Origin of the sequence: Micromonospora sp. DT231 (assembly GCF_049847025.1) — a bacterium.
Lineage (GTDB): Bacteria > Actinomycetota > Actinomycetes > Mycobacteriales > Micromonosporaceae > Micromonospora.
This window is the reverse complement of record NZ_JBNCNO010000002.1, coordinates 330,529-350,749: the sequence shown is the minus strand read 5'-3', so window position 1 is coordinate 350,749 and position 20,221 is coordinate 330,529. Positions and strand designations below refer to the sequence as shown.

At 72.5% G+C, this 20,221-nt stretch carries 19 protein-coding genes; 10 read left to right on the top strand and 9 right to left on the bottom strand.

Annotation, left to right across the window (positions count from 1 at the left end; genetic code table 11):
• Window positions 1-7: 7 nt before the first annotated feature.
• On the top strand, window positions 8-1,231 hold the full coding sequence (locus ACPXBU_RS06465; RefSeq protein ID WP_393365270.1) for a hypothetical protein: 1,224 nt from the start codon (window positions 8-10) through the stop codon (window positions 1,229-1,231).
• Window positions 1,232-1,275: 44 nt separating this feature from the next.
• On the opposite strand, the gene ACPXBU_RS06460 is transcribed toward ACPXBU_RS06465, so the two are convergent.
• The gene (locus tag ACPXBU_RS06460; RefSeq protein ID WP_425757119.1) at window positions 1,276-1,956 is read right to left on the bottom strand and encodes a phosphatase PAP2 family protein; all 681 of its coding nucleotides are present in this window, start codon (window positions 1,954-1,956) and stop codon (window positions 1,276-1,278) included.
• 49 nt (window positions 1,957-2,005) lie between these two features.
• Window positions 2,006-2,947: a hypothetical protein gene (locus ACPXBU_RS06455; protein WP_425757117.1), complete on the bottom strand. Its 942-nt coding sequence runs from the start codon at window positions 2,945-2,947 to the stop codon at window positions 2,006-2,008.
• Window positions 2,948-3,510: 563 nt separating this feature from the next.
• Here ACPXBU_RS06455 and pdhA point away from each other — a divergent pair.
• The 5 genes from pdhA (at window position 3,511) to ACPXBU_RS06430 (ending at window position 10,642) form a co-directional block, all read left to right on the top strand.
• On the top strand, window positions 3,511-4,686 hold the full coding sequence (pdhA, locus tag ACPXBU_RS06450; RefSeq protein WP_425757115.1) for a pyruvate dehydrogenase (acetyl-transferring) E1 component subunit alpha: 1,176 nt from the start codon (window positions 3,511-3,513) through the stop codon (window positions 4,684-4,686).
• On the top strand, window positions 4,686-5,675 hold the full coding sequence (locus ACPXBU_RS06445) for an alpha-ketoacid dehydrogenase subunit beta (protein WP_425757113.1): 990 nt from the start codon (window positions 4,686-4,688) through the stop codon (window positions 5,673-5,675). The genes pdhA and ACPXBU_RS06445 overlap by 1 nt, the downstream gene beginning before the upstream one ends.
• 5 nt (window positions 5,676-5,680) lie before the next feature.
• A complete protein-coding gene (locus ACPXBU_RS06440; RefSeq protein ID WP_393367025.1) occupies window positions 5,681-7,135 on the top strand; it encodes a dihydrolipoamide acetyltransferase family protein in 1,455 nt (484 codons plus the stop codon).
• Window positions 7,136-7,353: 218 nt separating this feature from the next.
• On the top strand, window positions 7,354-7,491 hold the full coding sequence (locus ACPXBU_RS06435; protein ID WP_167454674.1) for a hypothetical protein: 138 nt from the start codon (window positions 7,354-7,356) through the stop codon (window positions 7,489-7,491).
• A 343-nt stretch (window positions 7,492-7,834) separates the two neighbouring features.
• Complete coding sequence (locus ACPXBU_RS06430; protein ID WP_425757111.1) at window positions 7,835-10,642, top strand: LppU/SCO3897 family protein; 2,808 nt, start codon at window positions 7,835-7,837, stop codon at window positions 10,640-10,642.
• 147 nt (window positions 10,643-10,789) lie between these two features.
• Here ACPXBU_RS06430 and ACPXBU_RS06425 read toward each other — a convergent pair whose 3' ends face one another.
• A complete protein-coding gene (locus tag ACPXBU_RS06425) occupies window positions 10,790-10,972 on the bottom strand; it encodes a DUF397 domain-containing protein (protein ID WP_425757547.1) in 183 nt (60 codons plus the stop codon).
• A gap of 616 nt (window positions 10,973-11,588) precedes the next feature.
• Between ACPXBU_RS06425 and ACPXBU_RS06420 the strand changes: the two genes are divergently transcribed.
• Together ACPXBU_RS06420 and ACPXBU_RS06415 are read left to right on the top strand one after the other, a co-directional pair.
• Window positions 11,589-11,771 (top strand): helix-turn-helix transcriptional regulator, encoded by a 183-nt coding sequence (locus ACPXBU_RS06420; protein WP_278143316.1) that lies wholly within the window; start codon window positions 11,589-11,591, stop codon window positions 11,769-11,771.
• A gap of 64 nt (window positions 11,772-11,835) precedes the next feature.
• On the top strand, window positions 11,836-13,674 hold the full coding sequence (locus tag ACPXBU_RS06415) for an NHL domain-containing thioredoxin family protein (RefSeq protein WP_425757108.1): 1,839 nt from the start codon (window positions 11,836-11,838) through the stop codon (window positions 13,672-13,674).
• A gap of 35 nt (window positions 13,675-13,709) precedes the next feature.
• Here ACPXBU_RS06415 and ACPXBU_RS06410 read toward each other — a convergent pair whose 3' ends face one another.
• Genes ACPXBU_RS06410 through ACPXBU_RS06400 form a run of 3 tightly spaced genes read right to left on the bottom strand, consistent with a single transcriptional unit; the run spans window position 13,710 to window position 15,947 of the window.
• Window positions 13,710-14,459 carry a LamB/YcsF family protein gene (locus ACPXBU_RS06410; protein WP_393365252.1) on the bottom strand — a complete coding sequence of 250 codons (750 nt, stop codon included), beginning with the start codon at window positions 14,457-14,459 and terminating at the stop codon, window positions 13,710-13,712.
• Window positions 14,443-15,306: a biotin-dependent carboxyltransferase family protein gene (locus tag ACPXBU_RS06405; protein WP_425757106.1), complete on the bottom strand. Its 864-nt coding sequence runs from the start codon at window positions 15,304-15,306 to the stop codon at window positions 14,443-14,445. Before ACPXBU_RS06405 ends, ACPXBU_RS06410 begins: the two co-directional genes overlap by 17 nt.
• The gene (locus ACPXBU_RS06400; protein ID WP_425757104.1) at window positions 15,303-15,947 is read right to left on the bottom strand and encodes a 5-oxoprolinase subunit B family protein; all 645 of its coding nucleotides are present in this window, start codon (window positions 15,945-15,947) and stop codon (window positions 15,303-15,305) included. The genes ACPXBU_RS06405 and ACPXBU_RS06400 overlap by 4 nt, the downstream gene beginning before the upstream one ends.
• Window positions 15,948-16,054: 107 nt before the next feature.
• Between ACPXBU_RS06400 and trhA the strand changes: the two genes are divergently transcribed.
• Complete coding sequence (gene trhA / locus ACPXBU_RS06395; protein WP_425757102.1) at window positions 16,055-16,732, top strand: PAQR family membrane homeostasis protein TrhA; 678 nt, start codon at window positions 16,055-16,057, stop codon at window positions 16,730-16,732.
• 116 nt (window positions 16,733-16,848) lie between these two features.
• Here the strand turns inward: trhA and ACPXBU_RS06390 are convergent, their stop codons facing one another.
• Window positions 16,849-17,136 (bottom strand): DUF6458 family protein, encoded by a 288-nt coding sequence (locus ACPXBU_RS06390; protein ID WP_425757100.1) that lies wholly within the window; start codon window positions 17,134-17,136, stop codon window positions 16,849-16,851.
• Window positions 17,137-17,249: 113 nt separating this feature from the next.
• Here ACPXBU_RS06390 and ACPXBU_RS06385 point away from each other — a divergent pair, with 113 nt between their 5' ends.
• A complete protein-coding gene (locus ACPXBU_RS06385; RefSeq protein WP_425757098.1) occupies window positions 17,250-17,789 on the top strand; it encodes a SixA phosphatase family protein in 540 nt (179 codons plus the stop codon).
• 46 nt (window positions 17,790-17,835) lie between these two features.
• On the opposite strand, the gene ACPXBU_RS06380 is transcribed toward ACPXBU_RS06385, so the two are convergent.
• Window positions 17,836-18,105: a DUF6458 family protein gene (locus ACPXBU_RS06380; protein ID WP_030487564.1), complete on the bottom strand. Its 270-nt coding sequence runs from the start codon at window positions 18,103-18,105 to the stop codon at window positions 17,836-17,838.
• A 195-nt stretch (window positions 18,106-18,300) separates the two neighbouring features.
• Window positions 18,301-20,157, bottom strand: a complete 1,857-nt coding sequence (locus tag ACPXBU_RS06375; protein WP_425757546.1) for an acyl-CoA dehydrogenase — start codon at window positions 20,155-20,157, stop codon at window positions 18,301-18,303.
• Window positions 20,158-20,221 lie beyond the last annotated feature (64 nt).

Here is a 20,221-nt window from a genome sequence, read left to right as displayed (position 1 = left end):
TCGGAGCATGGCCACGCCTGAGACCCCCTACGACGCGGTGCTGCACGCCGCACGCGACGTGACCAAGCTGGAGTCCGCCCTCGACGCCGAGATGCTCGGCAGCGCGCTGCTGGGCAGTGTCTACGCCATCGCGGAGACCGACCGCGACACCGCCGTACGGGAGTTCGTCACCGGGTTCCTCGCCGCCACCGCCCGCCGTCGGATCGCGGCGGCGACCACCATCCGGCAGGTCTTCGCCGCGCTCGTCCCGAACGCCGAGGGCACCGAGCGGGTCCGTCCGGGCAGCCAGGCGCCCGCCTGGTCCGGGCAGCTCGGCCGGGTGCACCTCACCGGCACCTGGGCGTACGGCGACGTGTACGGCGACCAGACCTCCTACCTCGCCACCTTCGCCTACGACGACGCGTCGGGTGGCACCGAGCACGCGTTGGTGGCCCTGGTGGACCACAACATCGGGATCACCAAGGACATCTTCGTCGGCGGGCCGGCGGAACGGATCCTGGACCAGGTCCGGCAGATGTGTGCCGACGACGAGTTGACCTGGTTCCGGACCGAGAACCCGGCCCGGCTCCGCGGTGAGGTGGCCCGCCACCTCTCGGTGACCGACGACCTGAGTGAGCTGCCCGGCGAGGGTTCCCTCGCGACCGACCGGGCGCTTGTCGGTGCCCGGCTGGCGATCCTGCCCACCGCGGCCGAGCCGACCGGCCCGGCGGCGGTCGAGCCGCTCTCCGCGGCCGAGCGCACCGACCTGGTCCGGCAGTTCCTCGCCGCGCCGGAGGCCGCCCGCTTCGGGCTGGACGCCGTCGACGGCGCGGAGTTGGCCTCCCTGCACTTCTGCCTGAGCCTGGTGCTGGACCACTCGGCGAGCTTCCCGGACGGCGACCCGATGCGCTGGAGCCCGGCGGTGTCGGGGCTGTTCCTGCTCGACTGGGTGCACCGCCGCGCGGTGCTGGACATGGACGACGCGGCGATGCTGCCCCGGGTGCTGCGCGCCTGGGCGCGGTACGCGTCCCGCCAGCGCGGGCTGCCGGAGGCGGCGGCGACACGCACCGACGAGGCGATCGAGGAGATGGTGCCGGAGTTCGCCCGCCTCTACTCGACCGGTGAGCGGCGCAGCCCGGCGACCGCCGCGGTGGCGCAGCTCATGGCCGACGGGGTGGACCCGGACGACCCGGCCGCTCTGGACGCCTGGATCGAGGCCAACCGGCACCGCCTCGCCGACGACGGCGCCTGACGGTTTCCGGGGCGGGTGGCACGCCGTCCGCCCCGGGTCACCGGTCAGCGCAGCGCGCCGAAGACCACCGCGGCGATCAGCGCGCCGAGCACACCGCCGGCGAGCACCTGCGCCACCGTGTGGTCCCTGAGCCGCACCCTGGACCAGCCGACAAGTACCAGCAGCGGCGCGGCGACGATCAGCCGCGTACCGAAGGTCAGCATCAGGATGACGAGTGTGCCGGCGGCCACCGCCGAGTGGATCGACATCTTCCACCAGTGGCTCACCGACACGGTGACCACGAGACCGACGAGCCCGGCCACGGCAAGCGCCAGCACCGGGCGGGGCGCGCCGAGCACGACGAGCAGGGCGAGCCCCGCCGTCACCGAGGCGAGGCCGACCAGCAGCGGCGCCCGGCGCTGCTCCCGGCGGCCGACGTGGTGGTCGGTGAGGCGGCCACGGCGTACCCCGCCGACGACGTAGGCGAACGGAATGCCGATGACGAAGAGCGTGGCGAGCAGACCCCAGATCAGGCCCTGACCCGGCCGGCGTGCGCTGTGCCAGCTCACGGTGACGATCAGCAGCGACACGAGCACGGCCGGCGCGCTCACCTCGGTGACCAGCCGGGCGATCCGCAGCCCCGGGCCGGGCCGGGTGACGACCGGGCGGAGTCTCGCGCCGCCGCCCACGCCACCCCCTCCGGTACGTGCCTGACGCCGGCACACCGCCGGCACCGGATGGGTCACGCCTGAGGGTCACCGTACCGTCGCGGCGGCAAACGGTGGGATGCGTTGGTCAGGCCAGCGGGGCGCGACCGCCCGATGGCATCGACGAGACGCCGGTGGGGGCCGGGACCGCTGGGCCGGGCTGGCTGGTCGGTGTGGCCGGGGCGGCGGTCGGCCCAGGGGTGGTGACCGGCGCAGACGGCGCCCTGGTCGGCACGGCGGTCGCGGTGAGGGCGTCCGTCGGCGTCGGGCGCGGGCTTGTGGTCGGGTCGATGGTCGGCGTCGGGTCGGACGGGTCCGACGTCGGCGTCGGGTCGGACGGGTCCATGGTCGGCGTCGGTTCCGACGTGGGCGTCGGGTCCGTCGTCGGCGTCGGTTCCGACGTGGGCGTCGGGTCCGTCGTCGGTGACGGGTCCAGCGTCGGGGTCGGCTCGGGATCCGTCGGGTCGGGATCCGTCGGGTCGGGATCGGTGGGGTCGGGGTCGGGGTAGGGGTCGGTCGGCTCGGAGTCCGGAGGGTCGGTCGGCGGACCGGGCGGGGGGACGGCGGGCCAGGTGCCGCGGGTGGGCTTCGGCGCCAGCGGCGGGTAGGTCGCCGGCCGGCCGGGCCCGGGGCCGGTCACGGTCTCCGAGGCGGGCCGGTCCGAGGTACGCCGGGGAGCGGCGGGCAGCCAGCCACTTGTCGGGCCGACGCTGGGGGTGCCGGGTGGCGGGAGTGCCGGCTGGCTGGTCATCGGCATCGGGATCACCACCGGCCCAATCGACGGGGTCGGGATGAACGGGGTGCTGTTGTCGGGCAGCGCGGTGCTGCCCGGGGTGGCCGAGCCCGCGCTGATGGCGGCGAGGATGGGCATCGACGCGGTGCCGGCCAGCAGCGCGACGGTGAGCAGGTAACCACGGGTGGGGCCGCCCGCGCCGGGGGCGCGGTGGACGCCGACCACGCGGCGGTAGCCACCGGCGGACCGATGCCGGCCGAGTGCTGGTGTGCCGGGACCGTCACCTGGCTCGTGCACCGCACACCCCTTGTCGTCGGCCGTCGGAGGACACCTGTGGACGCCGCGCGAACGCCTGGCCGCCACCGCCGCCGGGCTTCGCCGCCGGCAGCCACAAAGCCGGCATATAACCCGACAAACGTGATCCTGCGGGAATCAGCCTGGCCCAGTTACCCTCCGTCAGCCAACCTCCACGGCGTGTCGACACGCCGGGCTGACCGAACCGTGACGAATCATCGCCGGAACGCCTCGGAACGGCAGGCCGGCAGGAGGGCGACAAACAGCGGCAAAGGGTGGGCGGTCGGAATCCGGGGCGGGCGTACTGTGGGCGCGCTCACCTGCTCTGCGAATATGGAGCACGACGGCAACGCAGCCGTGACCTCCGCGCACCCACGCGGCAGGCGCGGCCCGGCGCCGGCGCTCCCGATCCGGGTTCGGCCAGAACCCGGCTCATGCCGTGCGGCAACCCCCACCGGGGCTAGGCGCGGCCGCCAGGAACCGGTCCGGCAAGAGCCGGGCAGGCGCACGAGTTGCGTGGCCGGGTGACCCCCCGGTGCCGACGCAGACACGACAGGGAGAGACCGATGGCAAAGGGCGACCCCGGGGGCACCACCCGCGGCAGGCGGGCGGCACCCCGCTCCAAGAAGGGCACGGCCGGCGACCCCGAGCTGGTGCAGCTGCTCACCCCCGACGGCGAGCGGATCGACAGCGTCACCGGGCCGGACGGCACCGAATACCGCGTCGACTTCACCGATGAGGAATACCGCGGGCTCTACCGCGATCTGGTGCTGGTCCGCAAGCTGGACGCCGAGGCGACCGCTCTCCAACGCCAGGGCGAGCTGGGCCTCTGGGCCAGCCTGCTCGGCCAGGAGGCCGCGCAGGTCGGATCGGGGCGGGCGCTGCGGACGCAGGACATGGCCTTCCCGACCTACCGGGAGCACGGCGTCCTCTACTGCCGGGGCATCGACCCGATCATGCCGCTCGGTCTGTTCCGCGGTGTCGACCAGGGCGGTTGGGACCCGAACGAGTTCAAGTTCAACATGTACACGATCGTCATCGGCGCGCAGACCCTGCACGCGACCGGCTACGCCATGGGCATCACCATGGACGGCAAGACCGGCACCGACGACGGCGAAGCGGCCATCGCCTACTTCGGCGACGGGGCCACCAGCCAGGGCGACGTGAACGAGGCGTTCGTCTGGGCGAGCGTGTTCAACGCCCCGCTCGTGTTCTTCTGCCAGAACAACCAGTACGCGATCTCCGAGCCGCTTGAGCGGCAGACCCGCGTCCCGCTCTACCAGCGGGCCGCCGGCTTCGGCTTCCCCGGCGTACGGGTGGACGGCAACGACGTGCTGGCCTCGTACGCGGTCACCCGCACGGCACTCGACAACGCCCGCCACGGGCAGGGCCCGAGCCTGATCGAGGCATACACCTACCGGATGGGCGCGCACACCACCTCCGACGACCCGACCCGCTACCGCATCGCCAGCGAGGTCGAGGCCTGGCAGGCCAAGGACCCGATCACCCGGGTCAAGGCCTTCCTGGAGAAGCAGCAGATCGCCGACGCGACCTTCTTCGCCGAGGTCGACGAGCAGGCCCGCCGCGAGTCGGTGCACCTGCGCGAGCGGGTGCTCGACATGCCCAACCCCGAGCCGGTGACGATGTTCGACCACGTCTACCCGAACGGCTCTCCGCTGCTCGACGAGCAGCGTGCGCAGTTCAGCCGCTACATGGAGTCGTTCGAGGGGAGTGCTCACTGATGGCCACGGAGACGCTCACCATCGGCAAGGCCCTCAACACCGGCCTGCGCCGCGCCCTGGAGAACGACTCCAAGGTCATCATCATGGGCGAGGACGTCGGCAAGCTCGGCGGCGTCTTCCGGATCACCGACGGGCTCCAGAAGGACTTCGGCGACCAGCGGGTGATCGACACCCCGCTGGCCGAGTCCGGCATCATCGGCACCGCTGTCGGTCTCGCCATCCGTGGCTACCGGCCGATCTGCGAGATCCAGTTCGACGGCTTCGTCTACCCCGCGTACGACCAGATCGTGTCGCAGGTGGCGAAGATGCACTACCGCTCCGGCGGCCGGCTCAGCATCCCGATGGTGATCCGAATTCCGTACGGCGGTGGCATCGGCGCGGTCGAGCACCACTCCGAGTCGCCCGAGGCGTACTTCGCGCACACGGCCGGCCTGAAGGTGGTGACCTGCGCCAACCCGCAGGACGCGTACGTGATGATCCAGCAGGCCGTCGCCTCGGACGACCCGATCGTCTTCCTGGAGCCCAAGCGGCGCTACTGGGAGAAGGGTCAGGTCGACCTGGACGCGCCGTTGTCCGAGGCGTACCCGCTGCACTCGGCCCGCGTGGTGCGGCCCGGCACGGACGTGACGGTGCTGGCCTACGGGCCGATGGTGCGGACGTGCCTGGAGGCGGCGACCGCCGCCGCCGAGGACGGCCGTGAGCTGGAGGTCATCGACCTGCGTTCGCTGTCCCCGCTGGACCTGGCGGCGGCGTACGAGTCGGTGAAGCGCACCGGCCGCGCGATCGTGGTGCACGAGGCGCCGTCGAACATCGGCCTGGGCGCCGAGTTGGCCGCCCGGATCACCGAGGAGTGCTTCTACTCGCTGGAGTCGCCCGTGCTGCGGGTGACCGGCTTCGACACCCCCTACCCGGCCGCCCGGGTGGAGGAGGAGTACCTGCCCGACCTCGACCGGGTGCTCGACGCTGTCGACCGCACCTTCGGCTGGTGAGCGACATGTCCCGGATCAAGACGTTCAACCTGCCCGACCTGGGCGAGGGGCTGACCGAGGGCGAGATCCTGGCCTGGCTGGTCAAGGTCGGCGACACGATCGAGCTGAACCAGCCGATCGTCGAGGTCGAGACGGCCAAGGCGGCGGTGGAGATCCCGGCGAAGTGGGCCGGGCAGGTGCAGGCGATCCACCACCCGGAGGGCACCACTGTCGAGGTCGGTACGCCGATCATCGCGATCGACACCGACCCGGGCGCCGGCCCGCTGGAGTCGACGTCGACAACTGCCACGCCGAGCGCCGACCTGCCCACCCCGTCGGCGGCGTCGCTGGCGGCGGTGGAGGTGGCCCCGGCCGAGGGCATGGTCGAGCCAGGTCTGATCGGCGGCGCCGCTCCCGGTGGCCGAACGGCGGTGCTTGTCGGCTACGGCCCGCGTACGACAGCCGCGAAGCGCCGCCCCCGCAAGGGCGCCGTCCCGACGCAGGCCGAGCCGCCCGTGGTGGCCGACGAACCGGCTGCTACCCCCGCACATCCGGCACCCCAGGTCCATGAGCGACGCAATGGGGCGAGCGGCGGGTTGGTGTTGGCCAAGCCGCCGGTGCGCAAGCTTGCCAAGGATCTCGGGGTCGATCTCGGCACGGTGACCGGGTCGGGGCCGCTCGGCTCGATCACCCGGGAGGACGTGCAGCGGGCGGTGAGCGCTGCCGTCGTGGTGGCGGAGCCGGTCGCGGCGACGTCGACGACTGCCCCCAGCTTCGGCGCGGACCGGGAGCAGCGCATCCCGGTCAAGGGGGTCCGCAAGCTGACCGCCGAGAACATGTCCCGCTCGGCGTTCACCGCCCCGCACGTGACGGAGTTCCTGACCGTCGACGTGACCCGGGCGATGAAGGCGCTGGACCGGCTCCGGGGTCGGCGGGAGTGGCGCGACGTGCGCGTCTCTCCGCTGCTGCTGGTGGCGAAGGCGGTGCTGTTGGCGGTACGGCGGCACCCGATGGTCAACTCGACGTGGGCCGGCGACGAGATCGTGGTGAAGGAGTACGTCAACCTCGGCATCGCGGCGGCCACCGAGCGCGGTCTGATCGTGCCGAACGTCAAGGACGCCGGCCGACTCTCGTTGCGGGAGTTGGCGGACGCGCTGACCGACCTGGTGCAGACGGCGAAGTCCGGGCGTACCTCGCCCGCGGCCATGTCCGGCGGCACCCTGACCATCACGAACGTCGGGGTGTTCGGCGTGGACACCGGCACGCCGATCCTGCCGCCGGGTGAGTCCGCGATCCTGGCCTTCGGCGCGGTGCGGGAGATGCCCTGGGTGCACAAGGGCAAGGTCAAGGTGCGTCAGGTCACCACGTTGGGGCTGAGCTTCGACCACCGGATCATCGACGGTGAGCTGGGTTCGAAGTTCCTGCGCGACATCGGCGACTTCCTCGCGGATCCGGAGGCGGCGCTGCTCGCCTGGACCTGATCGTTCGAGACGCCAGCCACGGCCGGTGTGCCACGGGTTAACGCCCGGCACACCGGCCGTGTCGTTTAGACGACGGAAGCGTCGGCCAGACGGCCTGTTGACCTTTGATTGTTAGGCAGGTGTCCCAGCTCACCTAATAATCGATGGAAGTTGGCGGGGTTCTGCTGTTGAATAGAGGCATCAGGGGCTGACAACCGAATAGCTAGGGGGACCCACCAATGAGCATGATCGAGCGAATCCGCAACCACCGCGACGCCACCCGCCGCGCCCGTGCCATCGAGCACGCGCTGCGCTCGGCGAACTCGCCGGCAGTTCGCGAGGAACTCCTCGTCATCGCCCAGCGTCACATGAGCTGACGCTCCACAACTTTCCTCACCTCCTCCAGATCGATGGCCCACCCGGCTCACCGGGTGGGCCATCGGCGTTCCCGGCCACCCGCCACCGGGATTCCGCCCTGCCGCAGCGCCCGGTACGGTGGGCTTCGGTCGCCGCCCGCCGACCCGGCAGAGGCCGAGCACACCGAAGCTGCTCGACACCGACCGGCCACGGGGAGTGACGACCGGTGCTCCTTGGACGTGCCGTGCCACCACCCGATACCGTGCGGGGAGCCGGCACAGCGGTACGCCGGTGACGCCGGCAGCCATGCCGAGGAGACCGATCGGCACCGGCGAGCCGACATGTGATGGAGGAGGCGCACCCATGACGTCCGAGGGCCCGCACCGCACCGGCCATGAGCCGGACGAGGTGTCACCGGGCGCCGGCGGACCGGCGCCGTACGGCGACCGCCCGGCGCAGCCGGACAACGGCAACAACGCTGCCGGCCCCGACCTGGGCTGGGCACCCCCGCCACCGGCGCGGCCCGACGCGTCGACGCCGGCATGGGCGACCCAGTCCGAGCAACCGCCGGCCCCCGCCTGGGGTGCCGCCGCCGCCCCGCAGCCCAACGACCCGCCGCAGCCCGCCTGGGGCGCCGCCCCCGCGGCGCAGCCCAACGACCCGCCGCAGCCGGCGTGGGCGGCCGGCGGTGGCACGAGTGAGCCGCCGCAGCAGCAGCCCGGCACCTGGCCCGGCAGTGAGGGCGCACCAGCCCCGGCGCAGCCGGCCTGGGCCACACCGCAACAGCAGGGCTGGACGCCGGCTGAGCAGAGCACTCCCGCGCCCACCTGGACTCCGAACGCCGCCGAGCAGCCCGACTGGGCCCAGCCGCCCGCGCGGGGCGCCGCGCAGGTGCCTCCGGCCACCACCGCCTGGCCCGCCCAGGAAGATCCGGCGAATGCCGGTGGCTGGGGTGGCCCGGCACCGACCAACCCGCCCACCGCCGAGTGGCGCGGAGCCGAGGCCCAGCAGGCCGAGCCGCAGCAGGCCGCCAACTGGTCCGGCGGCGCTCAGCAGAACGAGACGCCCGGCAACGGCGGCTGGCCCGCGACCACGGCCGGACGCGACGACCAGCCCGTGTGGACGCCGGCGGAGCAGTCGCCGCCGACCTGGGGTCAGCCCGCCGAACCGGCCGAGCAGTCCGCCCCCTCGTGGGGTCAGGCCGCCGCGCCCAGCGCGGCCCGTGGCGCGGCCCAGGTGCCGGCACCGCCGACGAACTGGCCCGGACAGGACGACCCGGCCCGCTCCGGTGGATGGGCCGCGCAGCAGCAGCAGGCGCAGCCCGCCGGGTGGGGTGACGGCGACGCGCGGCAGGAGCAGCCCGCTCAGCCGGCCGCCTGGGGCGATGCCGAGAGCCGTCCGCAGCAGCCCGATTGGGTGCTCTCCCCGCAGGACCAACCCGCCGAGCGACCGGAGCCGGTCGGGTGGACGCCCGCCGAGCAGAGCGGCCTGCCCTCCCGTGCCAGCGTCAGCGTGCCCGGCAAGGATGGGCCGCCCGAGGTCGAGCCCTGGGCGCCCGGCGAGGTGTGGGGTCGCGCCGAGGCGGAAGCCGCGCAGGCCCGCGGCGGCTGGGAGGCGGACCGGGGCGACGAGGCGCCGGCCTACCAACCCGGACCCGCGCCGGGCATCTCACCGGCGAACGCGGTGCCGCTGCCTCCCCAGGAGCAGCGCGTGCCGGGCGCCAGCCTGGCGGCTGCCCCGCCCAGCGACTACGCACCCCAGGCCCAGTTCGCACCGATCCCCGAGCAGCCCGCGTACGCCGAGCGGGAGACCCCGGACGCCCCCGCGCAGTACGAGGCGGACCCGGCCGGTTGGGGCCGCGCCGAGGACGCCCCCGCGAGTGGCGCCGTGGTGCCCGCACCGCGTACCTCTCCGGAGTCCGGAGCGGGCCGCGCGGTGGTGCCGGTGTCGGACGCCGAGTCGGCGGCCGGCGCGGCGGCGGCCCGGGCAAGCGCCTCGGTGCCGCTGGCCAGCCGGGTGATGCCCCCGACCGACCAGGCCATCCGTCCGACCGGCACGGCCACACCACAACCCCGGGTGTACGGCCGGCCAGCTCGACCCGAGCCGGAGAACGAGCCGGAGCCGGAGCCGTTCCAGGTCGACGCGGGTGCCGACCGCCAGCCTGTGCCGGAGTGGCAGAGCGACTCCCAGCGGCAGGCCGCACCGGACTGGCAGAACGACTCCCAGCGGCAGGCCGCGCCAGACTGGCAGAACGACCCGCCTCGCCAGGCGGCCCCGGACTGGCAGAACGACCCGCCCCGCCAGGCCGCACCGGACTGGCAGAACGACTCCCAGCGGCAGGCCGCACCGGACTGGCAGAACGACCCGCAGCGTCAGGTTGGCCCCGGCTGGGGCGGCGAGCCTGCCGCCGAGCCGCGCTTCGACGACCGACAGCCCGCCCCGAACGCGTTCGGTGAGGCTCCGCCACCGCCGCCCGCGTTCCCGCCCGGCGTGCCGTCCTTCGTCGACGCGCCCGGCAACAACCGGCCGGTGAACGGCACGCGGCCGCACGGCGGTGCCGAGCGGCCGGCCGACCAGTTCGGCGGCCCCGGGTCACCGGCCGCCGGCACCGCCGCGGTCGGCAGCGCGTCGACCTTCGGCGCGCCGAACTTCGGCGGACCGGGCTCCGGCGGGCCAGGCTTCGGCGGGCCCGCGATCGAGTCGGGACCGGGCGGCAGCTTCCCGCCGGCCTTCCCGCCACCGCCGCAGCCCGCGCCGTCCTGGGGCCAGGAGCCCGGCCAGTCGGATCAGGGTCGATTCGACGCGTTCAAGCCGGACGCCGCCGAGAGCCCCAAGGCGGAGCCACCGACGCCGAAGGTACGCAACGGTCGCGTGCTGGCCGCGGTACTGATCGCCGCGGTGCTCATCCTGGCGGTGCCGCTCGGCCTGCTGCTGCTCCTCGGGAAGGTCGACCAGAAGGAAACCCCAGCCTTCGACCCGGCCGTCGGCACCTGCGTGAAGCAGGCCGGCGAGGGTGGCGCCTCGGCAGCCAACTGCGGCGAGGCGGGATCCTTCACCATCGTCTCCAAGGTGGACGCGAAGGAGAAGTGCGCCGACCCGACGCAGCCGCACGTGGTGCTGCCGGGTAGCGGCGCCAACCGGGTGCTCTGCCTCAAGCCGGCCACCAAGTAACTCCACCGACGGCGGGGCCACGGGCAACCGTGACCCCGCCGTCGTCGTACCCGGCGCAGCTCCGAACACGAACGGCGCGGCACCCCGTAGGACGTGAAGCGCCCGCCCCGGCATCCGGGACGGGCACTCTCGTGCGTCTGGGGCCGGTTACGACCGCTCGGCGACCTGGCCGACGAACGCGACCCACGCGACCGGCGAGAAGGTCAGCGCCGGACCCGACGGGTCCTTCGAGTCGCGCACCGCGACGACGCCTGAAAGGTTGTCGGCAACCTCGACGCAGTCGCCGCCGTTGGCGCTGCTGCGGGTGCTCTTGCGCCACAGGGCGCCGATGTCATGGGTTTGTCAGAAACCAAGGATTAGCTGGGGTGTCTTCGGGACGAGTTGTGCCTCCGTACGGGCACTGACAGCAGGAACCGCGCGTACAGGTCGACCACCGGCACCGCAGGAAGATCGTTCACGGCAGTCACGAACTGACTTGCGAGATAGGTCGCCGCCGCCCATGGGTCTCCAGCGGCGAGCGTGGTCCGGGCGTCGGGGCATGGGTACGGCTGTTCGCACGCTTCGCAGACCCACGCCGGACGTTGCGGCCGGTGGTCAGTCACCAGTGCTGCCCAGCGTTGGCTCGGTACGCCTGACCTCGCTTCAACCAAGGCGCGCGGCCGCGCTGCGGGTAGGCGTCGGTCGGCGCACTCGCCCAGTCCGGGCGCGGGGGTGGCGGCTCGGCCGGCTCCGGCTTCTGGCTGCGGTCTGGGCAATGCCGCCAGCGCAAGCCGCAGACACAAACGCGGGACCACCACTGGCGGCGGTGAACGAGATCAGACGGAATGGGCTCTGTTGCTCGGCGTAGAGGCATAGCCTCGACTGTGACTGACCCGTTGGCAGGTCGTCAACCCCTCCGGTGACAAGTTGCCTACCCGTGCCACCGGATGGTCCGACCGTGCGCGTAATGGCCCTCTCGGAGGTCGCCGACTACCTCGGCGTCTCCCGCCAGCGCGCCGCGATCCTGGTTGATCGCCCAGACTTCCCGGCACCAATCGAGACGTTGACTGTCGGCCGGATCTGGGACGCGGTCGAGGTCCGCGAGTACGCCGCGAAGCGTCGAGAGCGCAACGAGGGCGGCGCCGGCTAGGACGCCTCCGGGTCTGTCGTCGGGGTCACGGCGGTTGGGACTGAGGCGTGGCAGGCTGACAGGCATGGGAACGACAGCGCGTGTACGTGCGCCCGAACTGCGGGGCCGCCAGTGGCTCAACACGGGCGGACGGAACCTGACCTTGCAGGACCTTCGCGGCAAGATCGTGATCGCGGACTTTTGGACGTTCTGCTGCATCAACTGCCTCCACGTGCTGGATGAGCTGCGTCCGCTGGAGGAGAAGTACGGCGACGTGCTCGTCGTGATCGGTGTGCACTCGCCGAAGTTCGAGCACGAGAAGGACGCCGACGCCCTCGTCGCGGCCGTCGAGCGGTACGGGGTGCACCACCCCGTACTCGATGACCCCGAGATGGACATGTGGCAGCAGTACGCGGCCCGTGCCTGGCCGACCCTCTCGGTGATCGACCCGGAGGGTTACGTGGTGGCCACCATGGCCGGCGAGGGTCATGCCGAGGGGTTGGCCCGGTTGGTCGACGAGTTGATCGCCACTCACGAGGCCAAGGGCACCCTGCACCGGGGTGACGGCCCGTACGTTCCGCCGCCGGCCCCGGAGACGGCGCTGCGCTTCCCGGGTAAGGCGGCGCTGCTGCCGAACGGCAACCTGCTGGTCTCGGACTCGGCCCGACACTCCCTGGTCGAGGTGGCCCCGGACGGCGAGACGCCGGTGCGCCGGATCGGCTCGGGCGAGCGGGGCCGGGCCGACGGGCCGGGCGCCGCGGCGACGTTCTCCGAGCCGCAGGGGGTGTGCCTGCTGCCCACCCATGTCGCCGAGGTCGCCGGCTACGACCTGGTGGTGGCCGACACGGTCAACCACCTGCTGCGTGGCGTACGGCTGGAGTCCGGCGAGGTGGTCACCGTGGCCGGCAGCGGCCGGCAGTGGCGCGCCGAGGTCGACGACCACGCCCACGACGCGCTCGCGGTGGACCTCTCCTCCCCGTGGGATCTGGCCTGGTACGACGACAAGCTGATCATCGCGATGGCCGGCATCCACCAGCTCTGGTGGTTCGACCCGATCAAGCGGACCGCCGGCATGTACGCCGGCACCACGGTCGAGGCGCTGCGGGACGGCCCGTTGGCGGAGGCGTGGATGGCGCAACCGTCGGGGCTGTCCGTCTCCACCGACGGCGTCCGGCTCTGGATCGCCGACAGCGAGACCAGTTCCCTCCGGTACGTCGAGAACGGTGTGTTGGGCACCGCCGTCGGGCAGGGCCTGTTCGACTTCGGGCACGTGGACGGTCCGGCCGAGTCGGCGCTCCTGCAACACCCGCTGGGTGTGTGCGCGCTGCCGGACGGCTCGGTGCTGATCGCGGACACGTACAACGGCGCGGTTCGTCGCTTCGACCCGGCGACCAACCAGGTCTCCACCGTCGCGGACGGGTTGGCGGAGCCGAGCGACCTGGTGCTCAACCCGGCCGGCGAGGTGCTGGTGGTGGAGTCCGCCGCGCACCGGCTGACCCGGCTCGCCCCGGGTGCCCTGTCGGCGGCGGGCGCCAGCACCGTCGACGGTCCCCGGCACCGTACCGAGCGCAAGCCGACCGACGTCGCGGCCGGTGAGGTCACCCTGGACATCGTCTTCACCCCGGCGCCGGGGCAGAAGCTGGACGAGACGTTCGGGCCGTCGACCCGGTTGGTCGTCTCCGCGTCACCGCCGGAGCTGCTTGTCGACGGTGCCGGCACGGGCACCGAGCTGACCCGTCGGCTGGTGCTCAACGCCGAGGTAACCGCGGGGGTGCTTCAGGTGACCGCCCAGGCGGCGACCTGCGACGCGGACGTCGAACACGCGGCGTGCCACCTGACCCGGCAGGACTGGGGCGTACCGGTCCGGGTCGTCGACGGCGCCGTGACCCGCCTGCCGCTGGTGCTGCGCGGCCTGGACGCCTGAGGTTTCCGGAGGGGCCCACCCGGGCCCCTCCGGCCTCACGCGAACGGGGCCAGCGTGATGTTGGCGTCGATCAGGCTGGCGCGGACCAGTTCGGCGGCGGAGACCGCCCCCGGGGTGTCGCCGTGCACGCAGATCGAGTCGACCGAGCAGGGAATGGCGGTGCCGTCGACCGCCACCACGATCCGTTCGGTGGCCATCCGCGCCGCCCGTTCGGCCACCTGCTCCGGGTCGGTGATCACCGCGCCGGGTGTGCCGCGCGGCACCAACGCCCCGTTGGGCAGGTAGGCACGGTCGGCGAAGGCCTCCGCGACGACCGGCAGGCCCGCGCCGACGGCGAGTTGGGCGAGCGTCGAGCCGGGTAGGCAGAGCACCGGCAGCTCGGGGTCGTAGCCGGTGACCGCCGCGACCACCGCCGCCGCCTGGGACTCGTTGGTGCTGGCCGCGTGGTAGAGCGCGCCGTGCGGTTTGAGGTAGCGGACCCGGGTGCCGAACAGCCGGCAGAACGCGTCAAGCGCCCCCAACTGGTAGGTCACCTCGTCGCGTAGCTCGGCGAAGTCGTACGCGATGTGCCGCCGGCCGAAGCCGGCCAGATCCCGGTAGCCGACCTGCGCGCCCACCGCGACCCCGCGTCGCGCGGCGCCCTCGCAGACCCGCCGCATGGTGGACGGGTCGCCACCGTGGAAACCGCAGGCGACGTTGGCGGAGGTGACGAGGCTCAACAGCGCCTCGTCGTCGCCGAGCCGCCAGATGCCGAATCCCTCGCCCAGGTCAGCGTTGAGGTCCATGGAATCTGACGGTAGTACCTGGGCGGGCCTGCGCGAGCGCGGTCACGTCGGTGACCACTCCGATGACCGGGTATCCACCTGTGGTCGGATGGTCGGCGAGGAAGATCAGGGGCTGTCCGTTCGCCGGCACCTGCACCGCGCCGAGCACGATGCCCTCGCTGGGCAGTTCGCCGGCCACCGCGCGGGGCAGCGCCGCGCCGGCGAGCCGCGCGCCGACCCGGTTGCTCACCGGGCTGACGGTGTACGCGGTGCCGAACAGCCGGTCGAACGCGGCCGGCGTGAACCAGTCGTCCCGAGGGCCGGGTCGCAGCGTCAGGTGCACCTCTTCAGGCGGCGCGGAGCAGACGGTCAGGTCCACCGGCGCGGGTGGGCCGTGTGGCTCGCCCAGCGGCAGCCGGTCGCCGTCCCGAAGTGGCGCCGGGCCGAGCCCGGACAGGGTGTCGGTGGCCCGACTGCCGAGCACCGGCGGCACGTCGATGCCACCCGCCACCGCCAACCAACTCCGTACGCCCCGACGAGCCGGGCCGATCCGCAGCACCGTCCCGGCCGGCACGGTGAGCGGTCGTCCGGTGTCACCGGGCCGATCGCCCGCCCGGACCGTCACCTCGGCTCCGGTGACCGCCACCGTGGTGGCCCGGGTCAGCCGCAGTGTGCAGCCGGACAGGGTGACCTCCAGGCCGGCGGCGTGCTCCGGGTTGCCGACCAGTCGGTTGGCCAGCCGCAGCGCCGCCGGGTCGAGGGCGCCGGAGCGCGGTACGCCCAGGTGCGCCCAACCGGGCCGGCCCAGATCCTGCACTGTGGTGAGCGCCCCGGCGCGGAGCACCTCGACAGCGGCCGCACGGGTCATGCCGCCACCATCCGCACCCGGGCGCCCGGTCCGAGTCGGGCCGGCGGGTCGGCGTACACGTCGAAGAGAACCAGCTCGGTGCGGCCGACCAGCAGCCAACCGCCGGGAGAGGCGCTCGGGTAGATCCCCGCGTACGGGCCGGCCAGCGCCACCGACCCGGCCGGTACCCGAGGGCGAGGCGTGGCGAGCCGGGGCAACGCCAACTCGTCGGGCAGCCCGGTCAGGTAGGGAAACCCGGGGGCGAACCCGCAGAACGCGACCCGGAACCGGGTGCCGGTCAGCCGGCGCAGCACGGCGGGCACGTCCACACCCCAGTGCTCGGCCACCACCGGCAGGTCCGGCCCGTCAAAACAGACAGGTACGACCACCTCCGCCGCGCCGCCGTCGCTGTCGCCGCCCTCGGCTGCGGCGACGCCGGACGCCCATCGGGTCAACTGTTCGGCAGTGGTGGTCGGGTCGGGCAGGCCGTCGAGCAGGACGGTGCTCGCCGCCGGCACGATCTCGACGGCGATCAGGTCACCCTGCGCCCGACGCCGCCACAACTCGGCCCGCCACGCTTCCACGAGCGCGGCGTCGGGAACGCCGGCGGAGGCGGTGCAGTCGAGGAGCAGGGCGTGCGCCCCGACGGGTCGGATCCGCATCCGCTCATCCTCGCCGATGTCGCGCCGATACGGAGTTCACGATGACGGTGCCGGGTGTCACCAACGCCACTACTTCCAAGTAACCTACGGTGCCGTAACCTGTTCACGTGAGTACCTCCGCCCCGCTTCGCCTGAAGCCGGTCGACATCGGTAAGCCCCGGATGCGCGGCTGGCTGCACACGTACGCCTTCTTCGTGGCCCTGGTCTGCGGCGTCGTGCTCTGCTCGATCGCCGCCACCCGGCCCGGATGGGCGCCCCTGGTCAGTTGCCTGATCTACAGCGTCACGGTGTGCGGGCTCTTCGGCACCAGCGCGCTCTACCACCGTCGAGTGTGGTCGGAGCGCGGCTTCCAGGTGATGCGCCGGATGGACCACTCGATGATCTTCGTGTTCATCGCCGGCACGTACACACCGCTCTGCACGATGCTGCTCGCGCCCCGGCCGGCCACCGTGATGCTGGCCCTGGTCTGGGGTGGCGCGCTGGCCGGAGTGGCGGTCAAGGTGATCTGGCCGCACGCGCCGCGCTGGGTGTCCGCGCCGCTCTATCTGGCGCTGGGCTGGGTGGCGGTGGCCATGCTGCCGGAAATCCTGCACGGCGGCGGCGTCGCGGCACTGGCGCTGCTGATCGCCGGTGGCCTGATCTACAGCGTCGGCGCGGTCTTCTACGCGTTGCGCCGGCCCAACCCGTGGCCGACCGTCTTCGGTCACCACGAGTTCTTCCACGCCTGCACCCTGCTGGCAGCGCTCTGCCACCACATCGCGATCTACTTCGCGCTGTTCGCCTGAGCTGCCTGAACCGACGAACCCAACCGCGAGCAAGCCGGGGACCAGGCGCGACGCCGGGCCTGAACGCGAGCCGGGGCCCCGCGACGCTGCGGGACCCCGGAGTTCGCGGGCGAGGATCAGACTGGGCGGCCCGGCCGACGCACCTCGCGGTACTCCTGCACGACCTGGTTGTCCTGGACCGGCACGACCCGGTCAGCCACCACGCGCTCCTCGCGGACCGGCGCGGCGACCACCGGGCGGCGGCGGCTGTTCCAGAAGTAGAGGGTGGTGATCAGGCCCGCGACGCCGGCCAACATCAGCACCCAGCCGACCACGGACAGGTTCAGCCAGCCCAGATCGGCCTCTACGGCGAATGCGAGGATCGCGCCCAGCGCGATCAAGAAGATGCTGCCACCAATGCCCATGTCTCGCTCCTCGGCTCTTACCTGGCGTAAGGACGCGCCGCGGCCGTCGGTAGGGGTGCGGCATCCATCGACTTACCCAGGCACGGAGATCGCCAATCGGGCAAGCTGGGGTCATGACGGACGCCGACCCCGAGACGCGGACACTCGTGTTGCTGCGCCACGCGAAGGCCGAGCAGGGCAGTGACGCGGCAGATGACGCCCAGCGCCCGCTCAGTGCTCGCGGGCATGCGGACGCGGCAGCGGCGGGCGCCTGGCTGGCGCACCACGGGTTGCTGCCCGACGTGGTGATCTCCTCGACGGCGCTCCGTACCCGGCAGACCTGGCACGGGGTGGCGATGGGGATGACGGGCACACCACCGGAGGGCGGCCCGGCCGGTGCCCGGCCGACGGTTCGTTACGAGCCTGGCGCGTACGACGCCCACCCGGAGGAGTTGTTGGCGCTGGTCCGTACGGTCGACGCGGCGGCCCGGACGGCACTGCTGATTGCCCACAACCCGGGCATCTCGCTGCTCTCGGCCCTTCTCGACCCGGAGGGTGCGCCCGATGAGGGTTTGCGGACCGCCGAGTTGGCGGTGCACCGTGGCCGGTTCGCCTGGGCGGAGTTGAGCCGGGCGGGAGCGCCGGTCGCGGCACGGCACATCGCACGCGGCTGAGCCGCCCGTCGATGATCGACGGGCGGCTCAGGGGTACGTGCCGGCCTCAGGACGGCGGCGCGGTCGGTGGTGGTGGGTCTGGCGGTGGCGGCATCATCGCCGTCGGATGGGAGAGCCGGTTCTCCTCCACGATGAGGGTCCGGGCCCGCTTGCGTCGGTCCTGCCAGAACCAGACAGTGGTCAGCAGTACGGCCAGCCCGGCCAGGATGAACACCCAGCCGACCGCCCGTACGTCGATCCACCAGACGTTGGCCCTCAGTGCGAAGGTCAGGATCGCGCCGATCGCGATGAGAAAAATGCCGCTTCCTACACCCATGTGCGCTGCACTCCCCCGTGCGGTGGCTCTGGGCGTTCCCTTTCGAGGTCACGCGACGGTTACCCGCCACGCCAGCGGCATACCCGACCGGGCTCGGCCAATACGTGCCGCCGCCGGGCGGGGACGGCGACGGCCGGCGGGGCAGAAGCCCCACCGGCCGTGGCAGGTGCCGGGTGGTGCGACCCAGCACAGGACCTAGAAGGCCTCCTCCGGGAGGTCCATGATGTCGAGGTCGGTGCTCTCGATGATCCGCCGGTCGGCGCCGATGCGGGGCAGCACCTCGCGGGCGAAGAAACGGGCGGCAGCCACCTTGCCGGTGTAGAACGCCTTGTCGCTTGCGGTGACCTCGCCGGCCAGCGCCTTCAGCGCCACGTCGGCCTGCCGCTGGAGCAGCCAGCCGACCACCAGGTCGCCGAGCGCCAGCAGGAACCGCCGGCTGCTCAGCCCCACCTTGTAGAGCGCGCGGGTGTCGCCACCCTGCGCCTCACCCAGCCAGCCGGTCAGCACACCGAGGATGGTCTGCACCTCGGCGAGCGCCTTGCCGAGCGCCTGCCGCTCCTCCTTGAGCTGGCCGTTGCCCGCCTCGGAGGAGATGAACTCCTGGATCTCGCCGGCGACCGCCAGCAGCGCCTTGCCGTTGTCCCGGACGATCTTGCGGAAGATCAGGTCCAGGCTCTGGATGGCGGTGGTGCCCTCGTACAGGGTGTCGATCTTGGCGTCGCGGACGTACTGCTCCAGCGGGTAGTCCTGGAGGAACCCGGAGCCGCCGAAGGTCTGCAGGGCCTCGTGGCCGAGCATCTCGTACGCCCGCTCCGAACCGACGCCCTTGACCAGCGGCAACAGCAGGTCGTTGACGCGCTTGGCCAGCTTGGTGGCCTTCTCGTCGCCGGCGGCCTCGGCGATCGCGACCTTGTCCTGCCAGGTGGCGGTGTAGAGGACAAGGGCACGAAGACCCTCGGCGTACGACTTCTGCAGCAGCAGCGAGCGGCGGACGTCCGGGTGGTGGGTGATGGTGACCCGCGGGGCGGTCTTGTCCGCCTGCTGGATCAGGTCGGCGCCCTGCACCCGGCTCTTCGCGTACTCGAGGGCGTTGAGGTAACCGGTGGAGAGGGTGGCGATGGCCTTGGTGCCGACGAGCATCCGGGCGTACTCGATGATCATGAACATCTGCCGGATGCCGTCGTGCTTGTCGCCGAGCAGCCAACCCTTGGCCGGTACGCCGTGCTCGCCGAAGGTCAGCTCGCAGGTGTTGGAGACCTTCAGGCCCATCTTGTGCTCGACGTTCGTGGTGTAGACGCCGTTGCGCTCGCCCAGCTCGCCGGTGGTCTCGTCGAAGTGGAACTTCGGCACCACGAAGAGCGAGAGGCCCTTGGTGCCGGGGCCGCCGACGCCCTCCACGCCGACCGGGCGGGCCAGCACGTAGTGCACGATGTTGTCGCTCAGGTCGTGCTCACCGGAGGTGATGAAGCGCTTCACGCCCTCGATGTGCCAGGAGCCGTCGGGCTGCTGGGTCGCGCGGGCACGGCCGGCACCCACGTCCGAGCCGGCGTCCGGCTCGGTGAGGACCATCGTCGAGCCCCACTGCCTGTCGATGAAGAGCTTGGCCCACTTCTTCTGCCGCTCGGTGCCCTCGACGTGCAGCACGTGCGCGAAGGACGGGCCGGAGGCGTACATCCAGATCGGGGCGTTCGAGCCGAGCACCAGCTCGGCGAGGGCCCACCAGAGGGCGCGCGGCGCGTTCGTGCCGCCCAGGGCCGGCGGAAGGTCGAGCCGCCAGAACTCGGAGTCCATGAATGCCTGGTAGGACTTCTTGAACGACGCCGGCAGCGGCGCGGTGTGCGTGGCCGGGTCGAACACCGGCGGGTTGCGGTCACTGTCGGTGTAGCTGGCGGCCAGGTCCTCGCGTGCGAGGCGGTCAAGCTCGGCGAGGAAGCTGCGGGCGGTGTCGGCATCGAGATCCGAGTACGGCTCCTGGCCGAACGACCGGTCGGCACCGAAGACCTCGAACAGGTTGAACTCAAGGTCCCGCAGGTTGCTCTTGTAGTGGGTCATGCTCACTGGCCCCGCTTCCGGACAGGTGTTACCGATCAGTAACCCCGACTGTATTACTCGCGGG

What these genes read in the sequence shown, in the direction of transcription:
- ACPXBU_RS06465 (WP_393365270.1), top strand. Translation starts at nt 8, where the DNA reads ATGGCCACGCCTGAGACCCCCTACGACGCGGTGCTGCACGCCGCACGC.
- pdhA (WP_425757115.1), top strand. Translation starts at nt 3,511, where the DNA reads ATGGCAAAGGGCGACCCCGGGGGCACCACCCGCGGCAGGCGGGCGGCA.
- ACPXBU_RS06445 (WP_425757113.1), top strand. Translation starts at nt 4,686, where the DNA reads ATGGCCACGGAGACGCTCACCATCGGCAAGGCCCTCAACACCGGCCTG.
- ACPXBU_RS06440 (WP_393367025.1), top strand. Translation starts at nt 5,681, where the DNA reads ATGTCCCGGATCAAGACGTTCAACCTGCCCGACCTGGGCGAGGGGCTG.
- ACPXBU_RS06435 (WP_167454674.1), top strand. Translation starts at nt 7,354, where the DNA reads ATGAGCATGATCGAGCGAATCCGCAACCACCGCGACGCCACCCGCCGC.
- ACPXBU_RS06430 (WP_425757111.1), top strand. Translation starts at nt 7,835, where the DNA reads ATGACGTCCGAGGGCCCGCACCGCACCGGCCATGAGCCGGACGAGGTG.
- ACPXBU_RS06420 (WP_278143316.1), top strand. Translation starts at nt 11,589, where the DNA reads ATGGCCCTCTCGGAGGTCGCCGACTACCTCGGCGTCTCCCGCCAGCGC.
- ACPXBU_RS06415 (WP_425757108.1), top strand. Translation starts at nt 11,836, where the DNA reads ATGGGAACGACAGCGCGTGTACGTGCGCCCGAACTGCGGGGCCGCCAG.
- ACPXBU_RS06410 (WP_393365252.1), bottom strand. Translation starts at nt 14,459, where the DNA reads ATGGACCTCAACGCTGACCTGGGCGAGGGATTCGGCATCTGGCGGCTC.
- ACPXBU_RS06405 (WP_425757106.1), bottom strand. Translation starts at nt 15,306, where the DNA reads ATGACCCGTGCGGCCGCTGTCGAGGTGCTCCGCGCCGGGGCGCTCACC.
- ACPXBU_RS06400 (WP_425757104.1), bottom strand. Translation starts at nt 15,947, where the DNA reads ATGCGGATCCGACCCGTCGGGGCGCACGCCCTGCTCCTCGACTGCACC.
- ACPXBU_RS06390 (WP_425757100.1), bottom strand. Translation starts at nt 17,136, where the DNA reads ATGGGCATTGGTGGCAGCATCTTCTTGATCGCGCTGGGCGCGATCCTC.
- ACPXBU_RS06385 (WP_425757098.1), top strand. Translation starts at nt 17,250, where the DNA reads ATGACGGACGCCGACCCCGAGACGCGGACACTCGTGTTGCTGCGCCAC.
- ACPXBU_RS06380 (WP_030487564.1), bottom strand. Translation starts at nt 18,105, where the DNA reads ATGGGTGTAGGAAGCGGCATTTTTCTCATCGCGATCGGCGCGATCCTG.
- ACPXBU_RS06375 (WP_425757546.1), bottom strand. Translation starts at nt 20,157, where the DNA reads ATGACCCACTACAAGAGCAACCTGCGGGACCTTGAGTTCAACCTGTTC.